The following is a 19,291-nucleotide window of genomic DNA, read 5'->3' on the forward strand; positions in this document are numbered from 1 at the left end:
GAGTAGAATAGAATGTTTACTCTTTGATTGTGATGGGAAATTTGAAAAGAGCTTTTGTCCGATTTCGGTAAAGCAAATTAGTATTTAAGTCGACAAATTTGCTAGAATAGTCAGCTTGTTTTGAGTGCGATTTTGAGATTTGGTTATCAAATTGGCATTTGTTTTTCAGCTAAGAAGATAGAGTCATCTATGATTAAGTGGTTCATATTAGCGATTTTTATCATTTCGGCGTTGTATATTCAGCGTCGTGGTAAAGTAAAGCATTCGTTTTATCGTCAGTTTTTTGACCATTCTACGATTCTCGCACCCATTAACTTTTTGATGTACATGTTTTCCAAAGTGCCGAATCAGCCGTATATCGACACCCAACATTTTCAGGACTTAAAAGTTCTGGATGAAAACTGGGAAATGATTCGTGATGAAGCCAAAGCTTTGTATGACAAGGGTGGTATTAAAGCATCGAGTAGCTATGATGATTTGGGCTTTAACTCCTTCTTTAAAACAGGTTGGAAACGGTTCTATCTGAAATGGTACGACTCTGCACATCCATCAGCAGCTGAGCTTTGTCCAAAAACAACCGCATTGTTAAAGACCTTGCCAACGATTAAAGCAGCGATGTTTACTGAACTTGCACCAGATAGTCGTTTGGTTCGTCACCGTGACCCGTATGCAGGTTCTTTGCGTTATCACTTAGGTTTAATCACACCGAATGATGATCGCTGCTTTATTGATGTCGATGGTGAACGTTATTCTTGGCGTGATGGTGAGAGTGTGGTTTTTGATGAAACCTATATTCACTATGCTGAAAATACCACAGACCAAAACCGCATTATTTTCTTCGCAGATGTCGAGCGTCCATTAAAGACCCGCTTTATGGAGAAGTTTAATCACTGGTTTGGAAAAAGTGTGATGACCGCTGCCAGTTCACCTAATGAAGCGGGTGACCAAACAGGTGGTTTAAACAAAGCGTTTGGTTATATTTACCAGATTCGTATTAAAGCCAAAGCCTTAAAAAAATCGAACCGTTCACTGTATTACTTTTTGAAATGGTTCATCATGCTTGGTCTATTTTTCCTCATTTTTATTCGTCCTTATGTTTTTTAAGTTTGAATAACATCAACGCCCGAAAGGGCGTTTTTTTATGGGATTTGGCTTAGAATATTTTTAATTCATAACAATTCACTTTGAAAATCTATGCAAACGTTTCGCTCTAAAATTGATTGGTGGCTCTGGGGGATAGTAATTGCAACAACAGGCTTGTTACTGCAATTTTTATGGACCATGTATATGAAAGGCACCATGCAGGAGTATCCTGAACATGCCGTATTCTATTTTCTGACAATCGCACTATTATGGTGGCCGATTTTTAATACGCGTTATATTGTGACCGAACAGGGCTTAACGATTCGTTCGATGTTATTCAAGTGGCAGATCAATCAGTCAGATATTATTAAAATCTCTACAAGCCATCATTTAATTTCATCTCCTGCTTTATCTTTGGATCGTTTGCGAATTGATTATCAGAAAGATGGGGTTACAAGTCATATTTTGATTTCGCCTAAAGATAAGCAGACGTTTTGCAAGGCCTTAAATCAAATCCTTTCGAAGCATTAAACCATTTATAAACGTGGCTCTTACATGATATTCACATTTAAAGCTTGAAAAAAATTGAGCAAACATCACATCATGTGATGTAAATAGAGAGAATAGGCATGTCGTGAACCCAAACGCTCGAGAACACATTGAAAAAATACTGGCGCATATGACTCAGTTACCTGGCGTTTATAAAATGCTGGGTAAAGATGGAGAGTTACTGTATGTCGGTAAAGCCAAAAATCTAAAGAATCGTGTGTCGAGCTATTTTGTAAAAACCATAGAGCATCCGAAAACGCAGGCCTTGGTTGCCCGTATTTATGATATTGAAAGCTTGGTGGTGCGTTCCGAAACAGAAGCGCTATTGCTTGAGCAAAACCTGATTAAGCTGCACCGTCCGCCTTACAACATTATGCTGCGGGATGACAAATCCTACGTCTATATCTTTGTTTCCTCAGACAAGCCCTATCCTCGGATTGCCAGTGGGCGAGGTAAGGGTAAGCATCAAATTGGTAAGTTTTTTGGGCCGTACCCAAGTGCTTATAGCGCGCGCGATACTTTATTGGTGTTACAGAAGCTATTTAATGTACGCCAATGTGAGAATAGCTATTTTTCACAGCGCAAACGTCCATGTCTGCAATATCAGATCAAACGCTGTACCGCACCTTGTGTTGGCCTGATTAGTCCTGAAGAATATAAAGAAGATGTAGATAACTCGATCAGATTCTTACAAGGAGATACCAAAGAGCTGAATCAAGAGCTGATTGGAAAAATGGAACAGGCGGCTGAAGCGCTGGAGTTTGAAAAGGCAGTGTTCTATCGCGATCGTTTGGCTTTGCTTCGTGAAGTACAGGCACAACAAGCGGTATTCAAGATTAAGGGTGAGGCCGATATTCTGGCAATTGCCTACCAAGCAGGCGTGACCTGCGTCCAGATTATGTATGTGCGGAATGGACGAATGCTGGGCGGGAAAAGTTATTTCCCTGATATGTTAGGGGATGATTTGGGCCAGATGCTCAGTGACTTTATGGCGAACTTCTACTTCCAAGTTGCCGATGAAGTGCCGACCGAGCTGATCGTGAATGTCAATGTACCCGACCAACAGCAGCTGGAAGAAGCCTTGCAGCAGACCTTTAATAAAAAGGTTCAGATCAAGCATAAGGTGCGGGAAACCCGTGCTGAATGGTTGGAACTGGCACAAATGAATGTGCAACATGCCATTAAAGGTAAACTCAGCAATCATCTGGAACTCAATGAACGCTTTCATCAGCTTGAACAGGTGGTGGGCCGACCGATTGACCGGATTGAATGTTTTGATATCAGTCATACCATGGGTGAAGCGCCGATTGCATCCTGTGTGGTGTTTGATCAGGGGGGTGCAAGAAAACGTGATTATCGCCAATTTGCCATTCAGGATATTACTGGGGGAGATGACTATGCTGCGATGCGTCAAGCACTCACCCGCCGCTATAAAAAGAATATGTTACCTGACCTGCTGTTGATTGATGGTGGTAAAGGACAATTACATATGGCAATGGAAGTGATGCAGGAACTTGAGCTGGATGCCTTTATGATCGGTGTCTCTAAAGGGGAAGGGCGTAAGCCTGGACTAGAGACGCTGCATTTTACCGATGGTACCAAGATTCAATTGCCAGAAGATCATAAAGCCTTGCATTTGATTCAGCAGGTCCGTGATGAAGCACATCGTTTTGCCATTACCAAACACCGTGCCAAGCGCGATAAGCGCCGTAGTAGCTCAGTCTTAGAAGCAATTCCAGGATTGGGGCCTAAGCGTCGTCGTGATCTTTTGACTCATTTTGGTGGTATACAAGGGGTGTTGAAAGCATCGGAAAATGAACTGACTTTGGTTCCAGGACTGGGTGAGGTCATGGCCAGAACCATTTATAAAATTTTGCATGAATAATTTGACCGATTGACACAATCTTCCCCCTATTGCGGTGTAAACGATCATTCACAAATGGCGAAAAACATTGAAAGATAGGGTGTTTCGATGATGAAGGAAAAATGATGTCCTTACTTTCGCTCTATCAACAGGTTGAACAACAGGAATGGATTGATATTCCATCCGGTTGGTTACAAGGTCGTACCGTATTTGGCGGTTTGATTGCTGGATTGCTGATCCAAAAGGCGCTGAGTACGGTACAAGATCCAGCAAAGCAACTGCTAAGCTGTAACATCACCTTTGTCGGTCCTGTACAACAAGGACAGGCCAGACTCAGTGCCGAGATATTGCGAGAAGGAAAATCAGTCACAACGCTGGAAATCCGACTCTGGCAGGATGATGCGGTACAAAGTATTTTGGTGGCCAGTTTTGGCCTACAACGTGAATCTCGTATTCATGTCCAGAATTTGCCCCAAGTGCCTGATTATCCAACAGCTGAACAACTGGATAAAACCTTTTATATCGAAGGTTTAATGCCAGAGTGTTTACAGCAGTTTGAATTGTGTTGGGCCGAAGGACATTATCCAATGGCTGGCAGTAAAGTGCCTGACTTTGGCGGTTGGGGGCGATTTGCACCAAGTTTGCACAGCAATCGTGATATGCAATTGGCGGATCTATTTGCCTTAATGGACGTCTGGCCACCTGGGGTATTGCCCATGTTTAAGACGCCTGCACCTGCGAGTTCATTAACTTGGCATATTACCTATTTGCAACCGGTTAACGGTCAAATTCAAGAGTGGCTAAAATATAAAGTGATTACCGAATATGCAGAACATGGCTATTCCACTGAATATGCCTATGTTTGGGACGCTGAAAACCGTTTAATTGCGGTGCTTAGACAGACAGTTGCCGTTTTTGCCTAGTCGACACTGCGGTGCATTTCGTATAAAGTTGCTTACACATGGATAATCTCAGCACATCCTTTGTGCAACATGCATATTTAGTGCAAACAACATGGCGGTGTTTATGAGTACAGGGCAAATCCTGAACATTCCCAATATTTTAACTTTGGCACGTATCGCCCTTATTCCTGTGTTTTTGGCCATCGCATATTGGCCACCAGCAATTGGAATTGCCGAGCATCATGGGGGAATGATGCGCCATATGGTACTGACTGCAATTTTTGTGCTTGCAGCAGTGACCGATTGGTTTGATGGCTATTTGGCAAGAACACTGAATCAAACCTCTGCTTTTGGACGTTTTCTTGATCCTGTTGCAGACAAATTGATGGTTGCAGCTGCACTGATTGTGTTGGTGCAATGGCAACCGACGATTTCAATGGCCTTTGCTGCAATTGTGATTATTTCCCGCGAGATTACTGTTTCTGCACTCCGTGAGTGGATGGCAGAATTAGGTGCACGTACCAGTGTGGCGGTGTCGACTGTGGGTAAATATAAAACAGCTTTTCAAATGATCGCAATTAGCGTGTTCTTATTGAATTGGAAACCGTTGGAAATTTGGGCCTATGCCTTACTGTATGCGGCGGTGATTCTAACGCTATGGTCGATGTTTATTTATATGAAAGCTGCTTGGCCGTATTTGAAACAGCCTTAGAATTGAAGTCCATCTAGTTGCTGCAAATTTAAATAAAAAAATGAGAGAAGAACAGCACTCACGCTGCTTGATTGGGCAAGGGTGAGTGCTTAAAACGATAAGTTGGGAACATACATCAATGTCATCAGTATTATATTTATCTGAGCAAGTCTTACATCAATTGCAAGGCCAAAAAGCACAAACGATTGATTGTCATGCGGTGAGTCAGTACAAGAAAAATTTACAAGAGATCAAGCAGCGCAAGCAATGGAAAACCTCGGGCACGGGGGCACAATTCATGGGCATCACGAATTCTAGTGAGCAAGATGAGTTGGCACATGTTCATCCTGTTGATGCGGTTTTAATGGATGATCAACATGTGATTTATGCAGCACAATTGCAGGATGGTTGTGCGATTTACATCAAATCACTCTTGGACTTACAACAACCCGAAGCGTTGGTGTTAAGAAATAATGAATTTATTATTCACCACATGGATTATGATGCGCAGCATAAAAGGCTGATTTTATCGGCTAGCTCTGGTTATGCTTATGAACGCCATTTATGTATTTTAGGTTTAGATTCCAATCGGATTCAATATATTACGGAAGGTGATTGTCAGGATCAGCATCCATGTTTTGATCCACAAAATCCCGATATTATTTATTACGATAGTTGTGGTTTTGCCTATGATCAACAGGGCGGTATCAGTGTTGGGCCGAGAGAAGTGTGTCGTTTAAATCTGAAAACAGGTGACTTGGAAACGATTATTGCCGACCCTCGTTATGATTGCTACAAACCGCAAATGGATGCAGCAGGGCAGTTGTATTTTTTGAAGCGACCTTATAAGAATCAAAATTATAGTGGTAATTCTTTGAAAGATATCATATTTGCGCCATTTAAAATTATTCGGGCCGTGTTTGGTTGGTTGGATTTCTTTACCCAGCGTTATACTGGTGAATCCTTGAAGTCAACCTCTGGCAGTAACCCTGCGAAATCGAGACAAAAGTCAGAAGAAGAACTATTTGTGGAAGGAAATTTGATCAAGGCACAAAAGGCATTGCAGCAAAATCAAAGTGCAGGAGAAAAATTTGCTGGCGTTATTCCACGCAGCTGGGAGCTAATCCAGTGTTCAAGCACCGGGGAGCAAAAAGTATTCAAGCGCGGTGTACTGGGTTATCGCTTAAATACTCAGGGTTCAGTGCTTTATTCAAATGGAAAGCACTTGGTGTCTATCGCGGCGGATCAGACTGAGCAGATGCTAGTAGAAGCCAAGCTGATTCAAAAAATTATATGTTGATACATTTTTAATGCTAGAAGCCTTCTCTTTAGAGGGCTTTTTTATTGCCTGATGAATGGCTAGACAAGAAAAAAGCCCATACAACGATGAGCTTAGTTCTCTGAGGAAAGTCATGCTCTTTTGGGAGAGTATGCTGAAGAACATAATCATCATATGAGAATTTGATGGGATTTACAACCGTGTAAAATGTAAATGTTTTTTAATATTCTCAAATTGGGTTGCCTTGGCTCTCAGACAGTGTTGCAAATTTATGTTCAATTTGCGCCGCATTATTCTGCAAGATTTCAATTAACTTTTGAATGTTGATGAAGTCAAAACGATTCTTGGATGCCACTAATGTGAGCGCAATCGGTGCTTCTTTACTGGAGAAACGGATCGGTACAGACAAACTGCACAGTTGAGGATCGATTTCACCTTGGGATAAGTAGAATCCTTGTTTTTTGATTTTTCGCATCTGTTGAATAAACTCATCTTGAGTTTGTGCAAATCCGACTTGTGCCAATTCTTTCGAAAACTGCTGATAATAGGCTTGAATGCGTTGTTTGGTTAAGTGTGCAATCACGATCTTAGGCGAAGCACCGACATAGACGGGTCGTGGACAACCTCGGCCAAAAGAGAGCAGTTCAGCATCTTTGAAAGTTTCATGATGTAGGTCGATACAATAATCATGATTTAAATAGGTTAATAAGCAGCACAGTTCGGTACGTTCCACGATATCGCGCATAAAGGGAATGCTGATTTGAATCAGTGGATCAGTGCTGTGGGAAATATAATCTAAAACCGCAATTTTAGAGCCAAGTGTATAGTCACCTGATGTGCCACTAATCCGTTTTAAGATGTCCGTCGAAACCAGTTCTTTGAGATAACGATAGGCGGTAGGTTTGGATAGCGCAAGCTCATCACAAATGATATCGACATTGATAATCGGACGTGAAACTGAAAATAAATCCAGCACAGTAAGAATTTTACCAAAACTCGAAATTGCCATGATGGGACGCCTACTCCTTACAAAATAACGTGAAAACCGAACTTTTATTGCTTTATAACAGAAAAGCGAAAGGTCGTGTATTTACTTTTAAATCTGATCATCCAGGATCAATCGTTTAGGATAAATACTGAGAAAAATGATAGATTTTATTGTGATTATTTTAAATTAAAATGAAAAATTATCAAATGGTGATAATTTATATTGACTAATTTACTCGATTTTGAAAAAATAAGCTACGCAATGTCTTATGTGGATAATTATTTTTAGCTGAAAACGCCTAAAAATGCTAAGTCTTGCAGATCACTCCTTATATCCAGTTTCACTCATCGCACTTGCCCTGATCTGAATAGTTTCAAATCAGTCTGGAGAGCTTGTCACTTTTTTAGTGATGATATGCGTGATTAAACTGACGCTGAACCGAGACATACCCATGCTATTTAAACAGCTGTTGGCTTTTAGACCGAGTCGACTTGACCTCATCTTTGCCTGCAAAACATTTGTAGCAGGCATGCTGGCACTGTTTATTTCGTTTGAATTGGATTTGATTAATCCGATGTGGTCGATTGGTACGGTGTTGATTATTGCCAGTCCCTATTCGGGGATGGTGTCTTCAAAATGTGTCTATCGCTTGGTGGGAACGGTTGCAGGGGCTATGATTGCCTTGTTTCTGACCCCCCATTTTATTAATACCCCTTGGCTGTTTACCATTATTTTGTCCTTGTGGGTGGGCTTTGCACTCTACGTCTCTTTACTTGATCGGACACCACGAAGCTATGTATTCATGCTAGCGGGTTATTCAACCGCCATGATTGTGTATAACGCGATTACCTATATTGATACCTATAATATTTTTGATATTGCTTTGGCACGTGTGCTTGAGATTTCTGTGGGGGTGATTTCAACCGCCGTGGTTTCAGCAACCTTTTTCCCTGTGCATGTTGGGGCCATGATTAAACAACGGGTCAATAAAACCCTGAATGATCTGGAAAGTACTTTTGAGAAGCTAATTACCGATCAGGAAACACCAGAAAACAATACGCAGATTTTATCTGTGATTACCCGTGATACCGCAGATATTCATGCCTTGGCGGTACATCTGGCTTATGAAAAGGGTGAGCTAAAGGGCATGACCAAAACCTTGCAGGAAATGCTGCATCAGGTGTCTTTGGTAGTGGCCAATCTGGTGGCTTTATCGCAACGGGTGAAGCAACTGGAACAAATGCAACTGAGTAATCTTAGACCGCATTTAAATCGTATCCGTCAAGATACATTGGCTTTTTTAAAGCAAGAACGTACTGTCCAGCCCAGTGATTTGCAGCGTTTACCCATCAGATTCGAAGAAGATTTTGCCGAGCTGATTGCACAAGCCACAGCTGAACAGCAAATTGTATTGGGTGCCTTGAAGATGGATGTGCGCCATTTTATTGCCAATATGCTGGCGGTGAAATTGATTTGGCAGCAGATTCAGCAAGGTAATAAAGAGATTCCAACTGAAATTACGGCCATCACCACCAAGTATCCGAGTTTGCATCGGGATCATGGCATTGCCGTTCGTGGTGGCATCAGTGCGGTGTTGATTACTTTTATTGTGACCGCTGCTTGGATTCTTTCGGGTTGGAAAGCGGGCTTTATGATGGCGCAGATGGGTGCGATTACGGCCTGTATCTTAACGGCCTTGGATAATCCTGTACCTGTATTACGTATTTTTATTTGGGGCAGTATTGTCTCTGCGGGTTTAGTTTTCATCTATGCTTTTGGGATCTTCCCGCATATCATTCATTTCTGGCAATTGGCATTGGTGCTATTTCCTGTATTTCTGGTTGCGGTCACCATGATGGCCAATCAAATGCTGATGCCTGTAGGAATGGTACTGGGGATCAATACCATGATGGGGCTGAACCTACACAACAAATACACCATGGATGCCGTGTCTTATCTGGATAGTTCCTTTGCGATGGTGTTAGGCGTTTTGGTGTCCCTGATTGTGATTGATTTGGTGCGAGCGGTTTCACCAGATACCAGTGCGACGCGAATTTTAGCTTTGCATTATCAGGCAATGCGCCAAGCCTTGCATTTGTCTTATGGCAGTGATTTTAAAATTCATTTACGCAGTATGCTCGACCGTGTTGGGGTATTAAATACCAAGATGGTGCAGAACCCTGAGGTAAAAACAGCGATTCAAAATGCATTGGTTGAAAGTAGTTCGATTGTTGATTTAGTCCGTTTACAGGAAATTAGTCAGAAGTTACCGCAATTACAGCAACTACAACATGAATTGGAACAGTTACAGCAACAGCTTGCAGCCTATTTTCAAGCACAGGAAAAGCAACTGTCCATTCGTCATTTCCCTGCACAAATTGTTCAACAAATTAAAGCTTTGCAAGACATCTCTCAACAGATTGAAGATGTGCAGTTAAGGCAGCGGTTACGCATTTCACTGAATAATATTTGTGAAAGCATTGGTCATGTCTCTGTACAAGAGATAGATGCGGATAAATCTGGTTTAGGGGTATCTCATGGGTGAAATGAATCTGTATGGGATTTATATCCCAATCCTTCTGGTACAAGCCATTATTGCCTATGTGCTGTTTAAGTTACTCAGTCCCTTGATTGATCGCTTGGTCATCAAAGGCTGGATTGCGCTGCCTAGTATTTTTAACCTGTGTTTTTACTTGGGTTTGATGTTATTGGTGCATTGCCTCTTTGTTTGGCTATAGGTCTGAGGTCTTTGACGAGATGCTGATGCTAAAATTTAATGATGTAAAGAAATGTGGTCGAGGTCATAAACATGAATGCATTTGATGTGCGAAAAGTCATACGTCCTATGGTATTGCTGGTTGCGGTTTTGATTGCCGTTTATACCATTGTGCATTTATGGAATTATTACAATGCTGCACCATGGACACGGGATGGGCGTATCCGTGGTGATGTGATTCAGGTCGCTTCCGATGTGAATGGCTTGGTGACAGAGGTCTTGGTACAAGACAACCAAACTGTGAAGAAAGGGCAAGTGTTGTTCAAGATTGATGTCGCACGCCAAGCCTTGGATGTTGAACAAGCCAAATCTGACCTCGCCAAAGCCAAAGCAGGTTTGGCACAGGCACATGCCAATTTAGCAGGTTCGAAAGCGAGTTTGGTGAAAACTGAAGCCAATATGAAACTGGCTGAGAAAAATGCAGCGCGTTATGCCAGCTTGATGGATGGTGCGATTTCTAAACAAGAGCAAGATCAGGTCTTTGCGACCCGCGATCAAGCTATTGCTGAGCGTGAGCAGCTCACGGCCAGTATTGAGCAAGCCAATGCCGCCATTCAACAGCAGCAAGCATTAATTGATGTCGCGACCAGTAATCTTCATTTGGCTGAGTTGAATCTTAATCGTTCTGAAGTGGTTGCACCTGCGGATGGCACCTTGTCGAACTTTGACTTACGGGTGGGAAATTATGTGAAGGTGGGGCAAGCGGTTGCTGCTTTATTAGACCGTCATCAGCTCTATGTCGTCGGTTATTTTGAAGAGACTAAACTGAACCGTATTCATGTGGGTGATGCCGCAACGGTACAGTTGATGGGAGATAAACAACGCATTCGTGGTCATGTGCAAGGTATTGCAACAGGGATTGAAGATCGTGAGCGTTCTGGCAGCTCGAATTTATTGGCCAATGTGAATCCAACCTTTAGTTGGGTGCGTTTGGCGCAACGTGTGCCTGTGAAAATTGTATTGGATGAGCAACCGCAAAATCCGTTGGCCTTTGTTTCTGGACGTACGGCCACTGTCAGAATTATTGAAAAATGATGTTGTACTGGGCGGCACGGATGCCGCAATACTGAAAAATTGTCATGCGATTGAGTTAAGGCAAAATCCCCGTAGGATCGCGATACCAACTTTGAATCAAGAGTGCCGCTGCAAAGCTATCTGCCGATAAGCGCTTTGCCTGTCCTTTACTTTGATAAGACTCCAGTTCCTCTCTGGCTTCACGTGTGGTCAACCGTTCATCCATCATCCAAGTTTCAATATTGGTTTGATGACGTAAACGACGGGCAAATTTTCGCGCCCGGGCAGACAGTTCCGATTCACTATCATCCATATTCAGTGGTAAGCCCACGATAAATAGATTCGGTTGCCATTCTTTGACAATCTTTAATAACTTATCCCAGTCTGGAATACCATCTTTCATCGGGAATAATGGCAGGGGATTGCTACTTTCAATTGTGGATTGGCCTATTGCCATTCCCATTTTCTGAGTACCAAAATCAAAAGCCATAATCGATTGAGCGCTTTGCATATCAGGCATGACCAATCTCAGAAGCAAACCAAGTCCGGTCTACTCCAATCTTTTTGTAAGCGGCATCCCAACGATCGTGATAAGGCAGATTAAAAATCAAATCCATATCTGATTCACAGATCAGCCAATCACCCCGTGCAATCTCTTCTTCAAGTTGGTTCTTACTCCAACTGGCATAGCCCAAGGCGATTTGATAGCGTCCTACACCTTCGTTATGTGCAATTGCATCCAAAATATCTTTACTGGTGGTAATACAGACATTTTCACCAACGGCAATGGATGAGTGCCAAGTCGGCTGACCTGTATGCAATACAAAGCCTGCTTCTGGACGTAATGGGCCACCTTGCAACACTGCATGGGGATGGACATTGTCGGCATCAATTTCTAAATCATTAAGTAATTCTTTGATTTGTAAATCTGAAGGACGGTTGATAATAATGCCCTGAGCGCCATCTTCGTCATGGCGAGCAATATAGATGACTGTGTTGGCAAAAAAGTCATCTGCCATGTCTGGTGGAGCGATGAGACAACGGTGAGTTAAGTATTGTTTCGTCACCTAGGCGATTCTCCATCAATGTATTGTGCTGATCTAGTTAGATAGGTTCTTTTTATCAACATACAAGAGTTAATCGGATTTCGCCAATCTTTTTCTGAAATTTTATCGCTTTAATTAGGCCGTTTGGAACTTAAGCTGACGTAGTTGACGTGCATGCTGCAAAGTGGTTTCACTAATTTCAACCCCACCAGACATACGTGCCAATTCTAAAATGCGTTGTTCTTCATCCAGTTCGATGATGGTACTGCTGGCAGGATCGCTTTGCTGTTTTTTCACCAATAAATGTTGGTCCGACTGTCCAGCAACTTGGGCTTGGTGGGTAATACAGAGGAGTTGTACATGCTGAGCCAGATCAGCCAGTAATCGGCCCACCACTTCAGCGGTGCCACCACTGATGCCGACATCAATTTCATCGAACACCAACACTTCAGATTCGGTTTTCTCCGCATTCATCACTTGCATCACCAACGCGATACGGGATAACTCACCACCCGAGGCAACCCGTGCTAGTGGCTGCGGTGGAATCCCTTTATTTGCGGTAAATAATAGCTGAATAAAGCTCAGCCCTTCGGCATTGGGTTCCTGTGGCTCAAATTTAAATTCAAAATGTGCTTCGGGTAGGGCCAGTGGTTTGACTTGCTCGGTCAGTTGTTTTGCCAAGGGAATCGCGGCAGCACGACGGATGTCATCCAAATGCTGTGCTGCATCTAGAAAGGCCTGATAGGATACTTCAACTTGCTCAGCCAAGGTTTCAGGGTCTTCCAGTTGATGCAGTTGTTCTAATTCCTGCTGCCAAGTTTCATAGTCTTGCTTGAGTAATTCAGGTTGGGTGCGATGTTTACGTGCCAGACGATGAAAGACTTCGAGGGTGGCATTCAGTTGTTCCATGCGCTCTGGGTCAAAACTTTGACGATCGATAAACTGGCGTAAACTCGCCGTTGCATCATCAATTTCGCTTTGTGCATTTAACAAAGAGTTATAAATATTGGCTAACTGCTCGCTACGACCCGCATGCGATTCTAGGCGGCGAATGATCGAAGCAACTTCTTGGGTAATATTCTGTTCTGCTTCATCCAAGACATTGAGGCTATAACTACAGTCCTGCATGATATGTTCATGGTGGCTGAGACGATCAAATTCTTGTTCTGTTTCACGATAATCGGTTTGAACAACCTCTTCAAGCTCTTCTATTTGAGATTCTAGGCTTTGTATTTTTTGAATGCGGGTCGCTTGCGCATCTAAAGCGGCTTGATGTTGACGAATATTTCGTTGCCATGTGCTATAGGCATCACGGACTGCTTGCGAAGGTTCGGCAAAATTATGATAACGATCCAGCCAATGTTTAGGATAAGGCGGTTCGAGTAATTGTTGCTGGCTGTGCTGGCTATAGAGTTGAACCAGTAAACGTCCGATTTCTTTGAGTTCTGCCAAGCTGCTTGGGCGGCCATTAATCCATGCCTTGCTGCGACCTGTGGCGAAAATCACACGCCTTAAATGGATTTCACCTGAATCATCATCCAGTTCATGTTCGGTGAGCCAGTGCGCTTCCGCACTTTCAGCTTGATAGCTAAACACGGCGGTGACATCGGCTTTATCTGCACCATAACGCACATAATTGGTATCGGTTCGTTCACCTAAGCAGGCAGAAAGCGCATCTAACAATAATGATTTGCCTGCGCCAGTTTCACCAGTCAGCACATTGAAGCCTTGTTCAATATCTAAAGCCAAATGGTCAGCGAGTGCAAAATTAATTAAAGTTAAATGGGTGAGCATAAACGCATCCAATGCACGGAATCTTTTGCTTAAAGATAGAGAAGTTTTAAAGTGACGACAAGAGTGGAAGACAGGATTTTCCTGATTTACTGAGGAATTGCTGATAGTTTGTAAGCTTAAGAGAGTATTTCGCTTTGTTTTTCCTCGCCACTCGCAGCATAGCTGTTCGACTTGCGCTCGGACTTTACGAAGCGATGCTTCTCATGTTTTGTTAATCCTCGTCACTCGTAGCAGAGCTACTCGTCTCGCGCCCAGACAAAGCGTTGCTTTGTTAATCTGGGCTCAGGTATGAAAATTGCTATGTTTAGCCTAGAAAATGGATTGATTAGTTGTCACGGCACAATTAAACTACGTCCAGCATAACCTAATATAAATGCGGCATTATTTGGAGAGTACGCATGAGTTCAGTGCAATTTGATCATGTAACGGTCATTAAGAAATCGAATGTGTATTTTGGTGGGGCATGTATTAGCCATACAGTACAATTTGAAGATGGTACAAAAAAGACTTTAGGGGTTATTTTACCTACTGAACAGCCTTTAACTTTCGAAACACATGTTCCAGAACGTATGGAAATTATTTCTGGTGAATGTCGCGTCAAAATTGCAGATAGCACTGAAAGTGAATTATTCCGTGCGGGCCAATCGTTCTATGTGCCAGGAAATAGTACCTTTCTTATTGAAGCAGACGAAGTGCTTGATTATGTCTGCCATTTAGAAGGCTAACCTATTCCTGTCTAAATCGAGTACACTAGATTTAATGGAAATCCTGTAAAAGTCATTTTGCAGGATTTTTTATTAAGTTCCCTTGCGGAGCTATAACAGCTCCTCACCTGTAAAGTTCCTTTACAGGATTTTTATTTTTTAAAATCCCCCTAATTTTCCTTCTTTATCTGGGAATACAGCAAGAGGTCGTTCATGGCAAAACCTGAATATTATTATGGCGTTCATTCAGTAGAGTCATTGTTGGAGTTAGAGCCTGAACGCGTTTTGACTTTATTTACCTTGAAAGGACGTGATGATCAGCGTTTGCAAAAAATTTTGCAATTGGCTGAACCGTTTGGAATTAGTGTTCAAAAAGCCAGTCGTGACAGTTTAGAGAAGCTTGCAGGCTTGCCGTTTCATCAAGGTGTGGTGGCTGCTGTGCGCCCACATCCGACTCTCAATGAAAAAGATCTAGATGAGTTGATGCAGCAATCTCCAGATGCATTGTTGTTGGCACTTGATCAAGTGACAGACCCGCATAATTTGGGCGCATGTATTCGTACTGCGGCTGCGATGGGCGTTCAAGCCGTGATTGTACCGCGTGATCGTTCGGCAAGTTTAACCCCGACCGCACGTAAGGTGGCTGCAGGTGGTGCTGAAAAAGTCAAATTTATTCAAGTCACCAATCTTGCTCGAACCCTAGCGCATTTAAAAGACAGCACCCATACCCGTGTGATTGGAACCATGTTGGATGAAAAGGCTTTGCCGATTCATCAATGTGATTTCAATGGACCTGTGGTAATCGTGATGGGGGCAGAAGATACTGGTTTAAGACCGATTACCCAGTCACAATGTGATCATACCGTTTATATTCCAATGTCAGGTGATTTACAAAGCTTGAATGTCAGCGTGGCAACTGGAATGGCGCTTTATGAAGCTTGCCGTCAGCGTGGTGTATAATTCAGTCCTCACGGTTTATGTGATTTAAAATGACAGCGCGTACACAAGGCTATTTTTTTGTTTTTATTACCATGTGTATTTGGGGCGGATTTACCATTTTTTCCCGTCTCAATGCGCATTGGCATGTCAGTGTCTGGGATCTGGTCGCCATGCGTTTTGCAATCGCTTCTCTGATTCTATTACCTGTCTTGATTTATAAAAAAGATTTTGCCTTTTTATGGCATCCACATCCTGTGATTTTGGCGCTTATAGGCGGTTTGATTTACTGTTTAACAGTCTATACCGCCTTTTTACATGCGCCTGCAGCGCATGCTGCTATTTTTCTCAATGGTTGTATTCCTTTGTGTACTGCTGTAGTGGCTTATCTATTGTTTAGGCAGCCTTTTGATCAACACACTTGGTTCAGTCTATTAATTATGATGGCAGCTTTGATGTTGATGAGCTATTTGATGCTACATCAGCAAGCTTCTGCATTGGGTATTGGAGATCTACTGCTTTTTATCAGTGCAATATGGTGGGGGATTTTCACGGTCCTGTTGAAGCAATGGAAACTGTCTGCATGGCATGCAACTGCTGGCGTGGTGATTTGGTCTGCAATCATTTATTTACCGATTTATATTTTATTTATTCCCAAGCATTTTCAAGATGCTGCACCGATCCATCTGCTGATTCAAGGGCTGTTTCATGGCATCTTGGTGGTAATTGTAGCCACTTTAAGCTATGTGGCAGCGATTGAACGATTGGGGGCATTTAAGACAGGCAGTATTGTGACCTTGGCACCGTTTATTGCGGCCGTGGTGGCTGTACCGTTATTGAATGAGCCACTCAATGCTGCGATTGTTTGTGGCTTGATCGGGATGGGAATTGGTGCTTTGCAGCCATGGCGATGGCGACGTAAAGATCGCTTGAGCGTACAATTAGAAAAACAAAAACAAGGTTAACTACTGTGTTCTGCACGCTGTAAGTAACTGAAATGCAGTGGTTTGAGTTGTTGGTGTAAGTGTTCTAACAGACCATCATTGAGGACAATATCATCTGCTAATTGCTGTTTTTGGGCACGCGACATTTGTGCTGCAATAATCTTTCGGATTTGCTCTTCACTTTGACCATCCCGTTGGCTGGCACGTTCTAGTTGTGTTTGCTCATCCGCATCGACCAATAAGGTACGCTGAGCTAGTTCATGCTGATTGGTTTCAAAAAGTAGGGGCGAAACCAAGATCACATATGGGCTTTCGGCGTGTTGTAATTGTTGAATAATGGACTGACGGATGGCCGGATGGGTAATTTTTTCTAAGCTTTGGCGTGCTTCTGGAAATTGAAAAATGTGTTCACGCAGGGCACGACGGTCAAGGCTGCCATCGGCTAATAATACCCAGTCACCAAAAGCGTCTTGAATCGACTTCAAAGCTGGTTGGCCGGGTTCAACCACTTCTCGGGCTACTACATCTGCATCAACTACGATTATACCTTGGGATTCAAACCATTGGGTCGCAGCAGATTTACCACTTCCAATACCGCCTGTGACTCCCAAGATAAAACGCATATTAACCACCTAGATAGACTTTCATAATTTGATCACCCCATAAAAAGGCAATCCAGCCTGCAATGGCGATATATGGGCCAAATGCAAAAGGCTGATTTTCACCGCGCACTTTTATCAAGATAATACCAATGATCGCACCCAGCATTGACGAGAGTAGCACAATTAACGGCAGCATGAGAGGTCCCATCCAAGCGCCTAAGGCGGCGAGGAGTTTGAAATCACCATAGCCCATACCTTCTTTGCCTGTTACTAATTTAAAGATGTAGTACACAATCCAGAGGCAGAGGAAACCAATGAGATAACCCCAAATTGCGGCGGTCGCTGTCGTGTAAATCGCATAGCTATTAATACCGAGGCCTAAAGCAGCTAAGGGCAGGGTAAAGCGGTCAGGCAGCAGTTGAGTATCAAAATCAATAAAGGTTAATGCAATCAATACCCACGTAAGGACTAAACCAAATAGCATTTGTATGGTAGCACCGAATACGGCAAGAACAACCAAAGAGCAGAGCATGGTCAACAGTTCAATGAACGGATAGCGAATACTAATTGGATTTTGGCAAGTCCCACATTTACCACGCAGTACTAACCAGCTAATCACGGGGATATTTTGATACCAACGAATTGGCGAGTCACATTTCGGACAGGTTGAGGCTGGTTGGCTTAAGGTTAGTTTACTCTGATCAATAATGGGTTGTTCTGGGTGTAACAACATTTGACATTCTTGCTGCCATTCCTGTTCCATCATGCGAGGGGTGCGGAAAATAACAACATTTAAAAAACTGCCGATGCATAAACTAAAAAGCCCAACTGCAAGATAAAGTGCAGTTGGGTTTTCAATAAAGTAAGAAAAAAATTGTTGCATAAATATTAGACCACAGAACCCATTTGGAAGATTGGTAAGTACATGGCAATCACTAGACCACCGACTAAAACACCAAGAATTGCCATGATTAAAGGTTCCATCATCGAGGTTAAGCCATCAACGGCATTGTCCACTTCATTTTCATAATGTGTCGCGACTTTATCAAGCATACTGTCTAAAGCACCTGACTCTTCACCAATCGCGACCATCTGAATGGCCATCGAAGGGAAACGGTTTGAAACACGCATCGCAAACTGTAGTTGTTGACCCGTTGCGACATCTTCACGGATTTTCATCACGGCTTCTTCATAAATGACATTATTGGTGGCTCCCGCAGTTGATTCAAGTGCATCAATCAGGGGAACACCAGCGGCAAAGGTTGTGGCTAGGGTACGACTATAACGTGCAATAATCGCTTTATAGACCAAATCTCCAAAGATGGGTGCTTTAAGGGCCATTTTATCTAATAAGTCGCGGAATTTTTTACTCCGTTTTTTTGCTTCAAGAAAAGATGCAATAATGGCGCCAATCACAATAATCAGAATAAACCAGTATTCCTGCATCCATTTGGACATTTCTACCACCATTTTAGTAAATGCAGGCAGATCTGCACCAAATGAGCTAAATAGATCTTGGAAGACAGGAACCACTTTGACCATCAAAATAATGGTCACAATCACAGCCACCACAACGACTGTGATTGGGTATTTCATGGCTTTTTTAATTTTCTGTTTCAGTAATTCACTCTTCTCTTTATAAATCGCGACCCGATCCAGCATAGTTTCAAGTGCACCAGATTGTTCACCAGACTCCACCAGAGAGCAAAAAAGGTTATCAAAATATTGAGGATATTTTTTCAGGGCCCCAGCAAAAGTATTACCGCCTTCTACCTCACCTTTAATCCCCAGTACCACTTCACGCATAGCAGGGTTTTCAAGTCCTTCAGCCACAATTTCAAAGCCTTGAACTAAGGGGACACCTGCTTTCATCATCGTCGCCAATTGGCGAGTGAAGATGGTGATATCTAGTGTGGTGACTTTTTTCTTCATTAAGCCTTCGAGAATATTTTTACGTTTTTCCCGAATATTCTTGATGGTTACCCCTTGTTTACGCAGTGTGACTTTAGCCAAAGCCATATTACGTGCTGGTAATTCCCCTTTAATTTTTGCCCCTTTCCGGTCGACCCCTTCATAAGCAAAAGTTGGCATCATTTGCGCTTTTTTAGCTGCCATGATT

At 42.8% G+C, this 19,291-nt stretch carries 19 protein-coding genes; 12 read left to right on the forward strand and 7 right to left on the reverse strand.

Features of this window, described 5'->3' with window-relative positions:
* Positions 1-189 precede the first annotated feature (189 nt).
* The 6 genes from lpxO to NDN13_RS16170 all read left to right on the forward strand — a co-directional run bounded on the left by lpxO (position 190) and on the right by NDN13_RS16170 (position 6,389).
* Entirely contained in the window at positions 190-1,104 is a 915-nt protein-coding gene (gene lpxO / locus NDN13_RS16145; protein ID WP_251116187.1) for a lipid A hydroxylase LpxO, read from the forward strand.
* 90 nt (positions 1,105-1,194) lie between these two features.
* Positions 1,195-1,614, forward strand: a complete 420-nt coding sequence (locus NDN13_RS16150; RefSeq protein ID WP_251116188.1) for a PH domain-containing protein — start codon at positions 1,195-1,197, stop codon at positions 1,612-1,614.
* A gap of 103 nt (positions 1,615-1,717) precedes the next feature.
* Positions 1,718-3,517 carry an excinuclease ABC subunit UvrC gene (gene uvrC, locus NDN13_RS16155; protein WP_251116189.1) on the forward strand — a complete coding sequence of 600 codons (1,800 nt, stop codon included), beginning with the start codon at positions 1,718-1,720 and terminating at the stop codon, positions 3,515-3,517.
* A gap of 104 nt (positions 3,518-3,621) precedes the next feature.
* Positions 3,622-4,419, forward strand: a complete 798-nt coding sequence (locus NDN13_RS16160) for a thioesterase family protein (RefSeq protein WP_251118252.1) — start codon at positions 3,622-3,624, stop codon at positions 4,417-4,419.
* Between the two features lie 103 nt (positions 4,420-4,522).
* Positions 4,523-5,110: a CDP-diacylglycerol--glycerol-3-phosphate 3-phosphatidyltransferase gene (pgsA, locus tag NDN13_RS16165; protein ID WP_010590272.1), complete on the forward strand. Its 588-nt coding sequence runs from the start codon at positions 4,523-4,525 to the stop codon at positions 5,108-5,110.
* 118 nt (positions 5,111-5,228) lie between these two features.
* Positions 5,229-6,389, forward strand: coding sequence for a hypothetical protein (locus NDN13_RS16170; protein WP_251116190.1), 1,161 nt, complete (start codon positions 5,229-5,231; stop codon positions 6,387-6,389).
* A gap of 208 nt (positions 6,390-6,597) precedes the next feature.
* On the opposite strand, the gene NDN13_RS16175 is transcribed toward NDN13_RS16170, so the two are convergent.
* A complete protein-coding gene (locus NDN13_RS16175) occupies positions 6,598-7,377 on the reverse strand; it encodes an IclR family transcriptional regulator (protein WP_251116191.1) in 780 nt (259 codons plus the stop codon).
* 430 nt (positions 7,378-7,807) lie between these two features.
* Between NDN13_RS16175 and NDN13_RS16180 the strand changes: the two genes are divergently transcribed.
* The 3 genes from NDN13_RS16180 (at position 7,808) to NDN13_RS16190 (ending at position 11,167) form a co-directional block, all read left to right on the forward strand.
* Complete coding sequence (locus NDN13_RS16180; protein ID WP_251118253.1) at positions 7,808-9,901, forward strand: FUSC family protein; 2,094 nt, start codon at positions 7,808-7,810, stop codon at positions 9,899-9,901.
* On the forward strand, positions 9,894-10,094 hold the full coding sequence (locus NDN13_RS16185; protein ID WP_251116192.1) for a DUF1656 domain-containing protein: 201 nt from the start codon (positions 9,894-9,896) through the stop codon (positions 10,092-10,094). The genes NDN13_RS16180 and NDN13_RS16185 overlap by 8 nt, the downstream gene beginning before the upstream one ends.
* 71 nt (positions 10,095-10,165) lie before the next feature.
* Entirely contained in the window at positions 10,166-11,167 is a 1,002-nt protein-coding gene (locus NDN13_RS16190) for an HlyD family secretion protein (RefSeq protein ID WP_251116193.1), read from the forward strand.
* Between the two features lie 55 nt (positions 11,168-11,222).
* Here NDN13_RS16190 and ruvX read toward each other — a convergent pair whose 3' ends face one another.
* From ruvX to recN, 3 genes are all read right to left on the reverse strand, one after another.
* A complete protein-coding gene (gene ruvX / locus NDN13_RS16195; RefSeq protein WP_251116194.1) occupies positions 11,223-11,666 on the reverse strand; it encodes a Holliday junction resolvase RuvX in 444 nt (147 codons plus the stop codon).
* On the reverse strand, positions 11,659-12,213 hold the full coding sequence (locus NDN13_RS16200; protein ID WP_004656229.1) for a YqgE/AlgH family protein: 555 nt from the start codon (positions 12,211-12,213) through the stop codon (positions 11,659-11,661). Before NDN13_RS16200 ends, ruvX begins: the two co-directional genes overlap by 8 nt.
* A gap of 114 nt (positions 12,214-12,327) precedes the next feature.
* Positions 12,328-13,986, reverse strand: a complete 1,659-nt coding sequence (gene recN, locus NDN13_RS16205) for a DNA repair protein RecN (RefSeq protein WP_251116195.1) — start codon at positions 13,984-13,986, stop codon at positions 12,328-12,330.
* Between the two features lie 398 nt (positions 13,987-14,384).
* Here recN and ppnP point away from each other — a divergent pair, with 398 nt between their 5' ends.
* From ppnP to NDN13_RS16220, 3 genes are all read left to right on the forward strand, one after another.
* A complete protein-coding gene (gene ppnP / locus NDN13_RS16210; protein ID WP_004876475.1) occupies positions 14,385-14,711 on the forward strand; it encodes a pyrimidine/purine nucleoside phosphorylase in 327 nt (108 codons plus the stop codon).
* 192 nt (positions 14,712-14,903) lie between these two features.
* Complete coding sequence (gene rlmB / locus NDN13_RS16215; protein ID WP_065343633.1) at positions 14,904-15,650, forward strand: 23S rRNA (guanosine(2251)-2'-O)-methyltransferase RlmB; 747 nt, start codon at positions 14,904-14,906, stop codon at positions 15,648-15,650.
* Between the two features lie 29 nt (positions 15,651-15,679).
* On the forward strand, positions 15,680-16,591 hold the full coding sequence (locus NDN13_RS16220) for a DMT family transporter (protein WP_251116196.1): 912 nt from the start codon (positions 15,680-15,682) through the stop codon (positions 16,589-16,591).
* On the opposite strand, the gene coaE is transcribed toward NDN13_RS16220, so the two are convergent.
* The 3 genes from coaE to NDN13_RS16235 are packed head-to-tail and all read right to left on the reverse strand — an operon-like array spanning position 16,588 to position 19,287.
* Complete coding sequence (gene coaE, locus NDN13_RS16225) at positions 16,588-17,193, reverse strand: dephospho-CoA kinase (protein WP_251116197.1); 606 nt, start codon at positions 17,191-17,193, stop codon at positions 16,588-16,590. The two genes, NDN13_RS16220 and coaE, sit on opposite strands and share 4 nt — an antisense overlap.
* A 1-nt stretch (position 17,194) precedes the next feature.
* Positions 17,195-18,055 (reverse strand): prepilin peptidase, encoded by an 861-nt coding sequence (locus NDN13_RS16230; RefSeq protein ID WP_251116198.1) that lies wholly within the window; start codon positions 18,053-18,055, stop codon positions 17,195-17,197.
* 5 nt (positions 18,056-18,060) lie between these two features.
* Positions 18,061-19,287: a type II secretion system F family protein gene (locus tag NDN13_RS16235; protein ID WP_004656216.1), complete on the reverse strand. Its 1,227-nt coding sequence runs from the start codon at positions 19,285-19,287 to the stop codon at positions 18,061-18,063.
* Positions 19,288-19,291 lie beyond the last annotated feature (4 nt).

The sequence above is a fragment of the Acinetobacter sp. C32I genome (genome assembly GCF_023702715.1).
In the GTDB taxonomy this organism is placed as follows: domain Bacteria; phylum Pseudomonadota; class Gammaproteobacteria; order Pseudomonadales; family Moraxellaceae; genus Acinetobacter.

What these genes read in the sequence shown, in the direction of transcription:
- lpxO (WP_251116187.1), top strand. Translation starts at nt 190, where the DNA reads ATGATTAAGTGGTTCATATTAGCGATTTTTATCATTTCGGCGTTGTAT.
- NDN13_RS16150 (WP_251116188.1), top strand. Translation starts at nt 1,195, where the DNA reads ATGCAAACGTTTCGCTCTAAAATTGATTGGTGGCTCTGGGGGATAGTA.
- NDN13_RS16160 (WP_251118252.1), top strand. Translation starts at nt 3,622, where the DNA reads ATGTCCTTACTTTCGCTCTATCAACAGGTTGAACAACAGGAATGGATT.
- pgsA (WP_010590272.1), top strand. Translation starts at nt 4,523, where the DNA reads ATGAGTACAGGGCAAATCCTGAACATTCCCAATATTTTAACTTTGGCA.
- NDN13_RS16170 (WP_251116190.1), top strand. Translation starts at nt 5,229, where the DNA reads ATGTCATCAGTATTATATTTATCTGAGCAAGTCTTACATCAATTGCAA.
- NDN13_RS16175 (WP_251116191.1), bottom strand. Translation starts at nt 7,377, where the DNA reads ATGGCAATTTCGAGTTTTGGTAAAATTCTTACTGTGCTGGATTTATTT.
- NDN13_RS16180 (WP_251118253.1), top strand. Translation starts at nt 7,808, where the DNA reads ATGCTATTTAAACAGCTGTTGGCTTTTAGACCGAGTCGACTTGACCTC.
- NDN13_RS16185 (WP_251116192.1), top strand. Translation starts at nt 9,894, where the DNA reads ATGGGTGAAATGAATCTGTATGGGATTTATATCCCAATCCTTCTGGTA.
- NDN13_RS16190 (WP_251116193.1), top strand. Translation starts at nt 10,166, where the DNA reads ATGAATGCATTTGATGTGCGAAAAGTCATACGTCCTATGGTATTGCTG.
- ruvX (WP_251116194.1), bottom strand. Translation starts at nt 11,666, where the DNA reads ATGCCTGATATGCAAAGCGCTCAATCGATTATGGCTTTTGATTTTGGT.
- recN (WP_251116195.1), bottom strand. Translation starts at nt 13,986, where the DNA reads ATGCTCACCCATTTAACTTTAATTAATTTTGCACTCGCTGACCATTTG.
- ppnP (WP_004876475.1), top strand. Translation starts at nt 14,385, where the DNA reads ATGAGTTCAGTGCAATTTGATCATGTAACGGTCATTAAGAAATCGAAT.
- rlmB (WP_065343633.1), top strand. Translation starts at nt 14,904, where the DNA reads ATGGCAAAACCTGAATATTATTATGGCGTTCATTCAGTAGAGTCATTG.
- NDN13_RS16220 (WP_251116196.1), top strand. Translation starts at nt 15,680, where the DNA reads ATGACAGCGCGTACACAAGGCTATTTTTTTGTTTTTATTACCATGTGT.
- coaE (WP_251116197.1), bottom strand. Translation starts at nt 17,193, where the DNA reads ATGCGTTTTATCTTGGGAGTCACAGGCGGTATTGGAAGTGGTAAATCT.
- NDN13_RS16230 (WP_251116198.1), bottom strand. Translation starts at nt 18,055, where the DNA reads ATGCAACAATTTTTTTCTTACTTTATTGAAAACCCAACTGCACTTTAT.
- NDN13_RS16235 (WP_004656216.1), bottom strand. Translation starts at nt 19,287, where the DNA reads ATGGCAGCTAAAAAAGCGCAAATGATGCCAACTTTTGCTTATGAAGGG.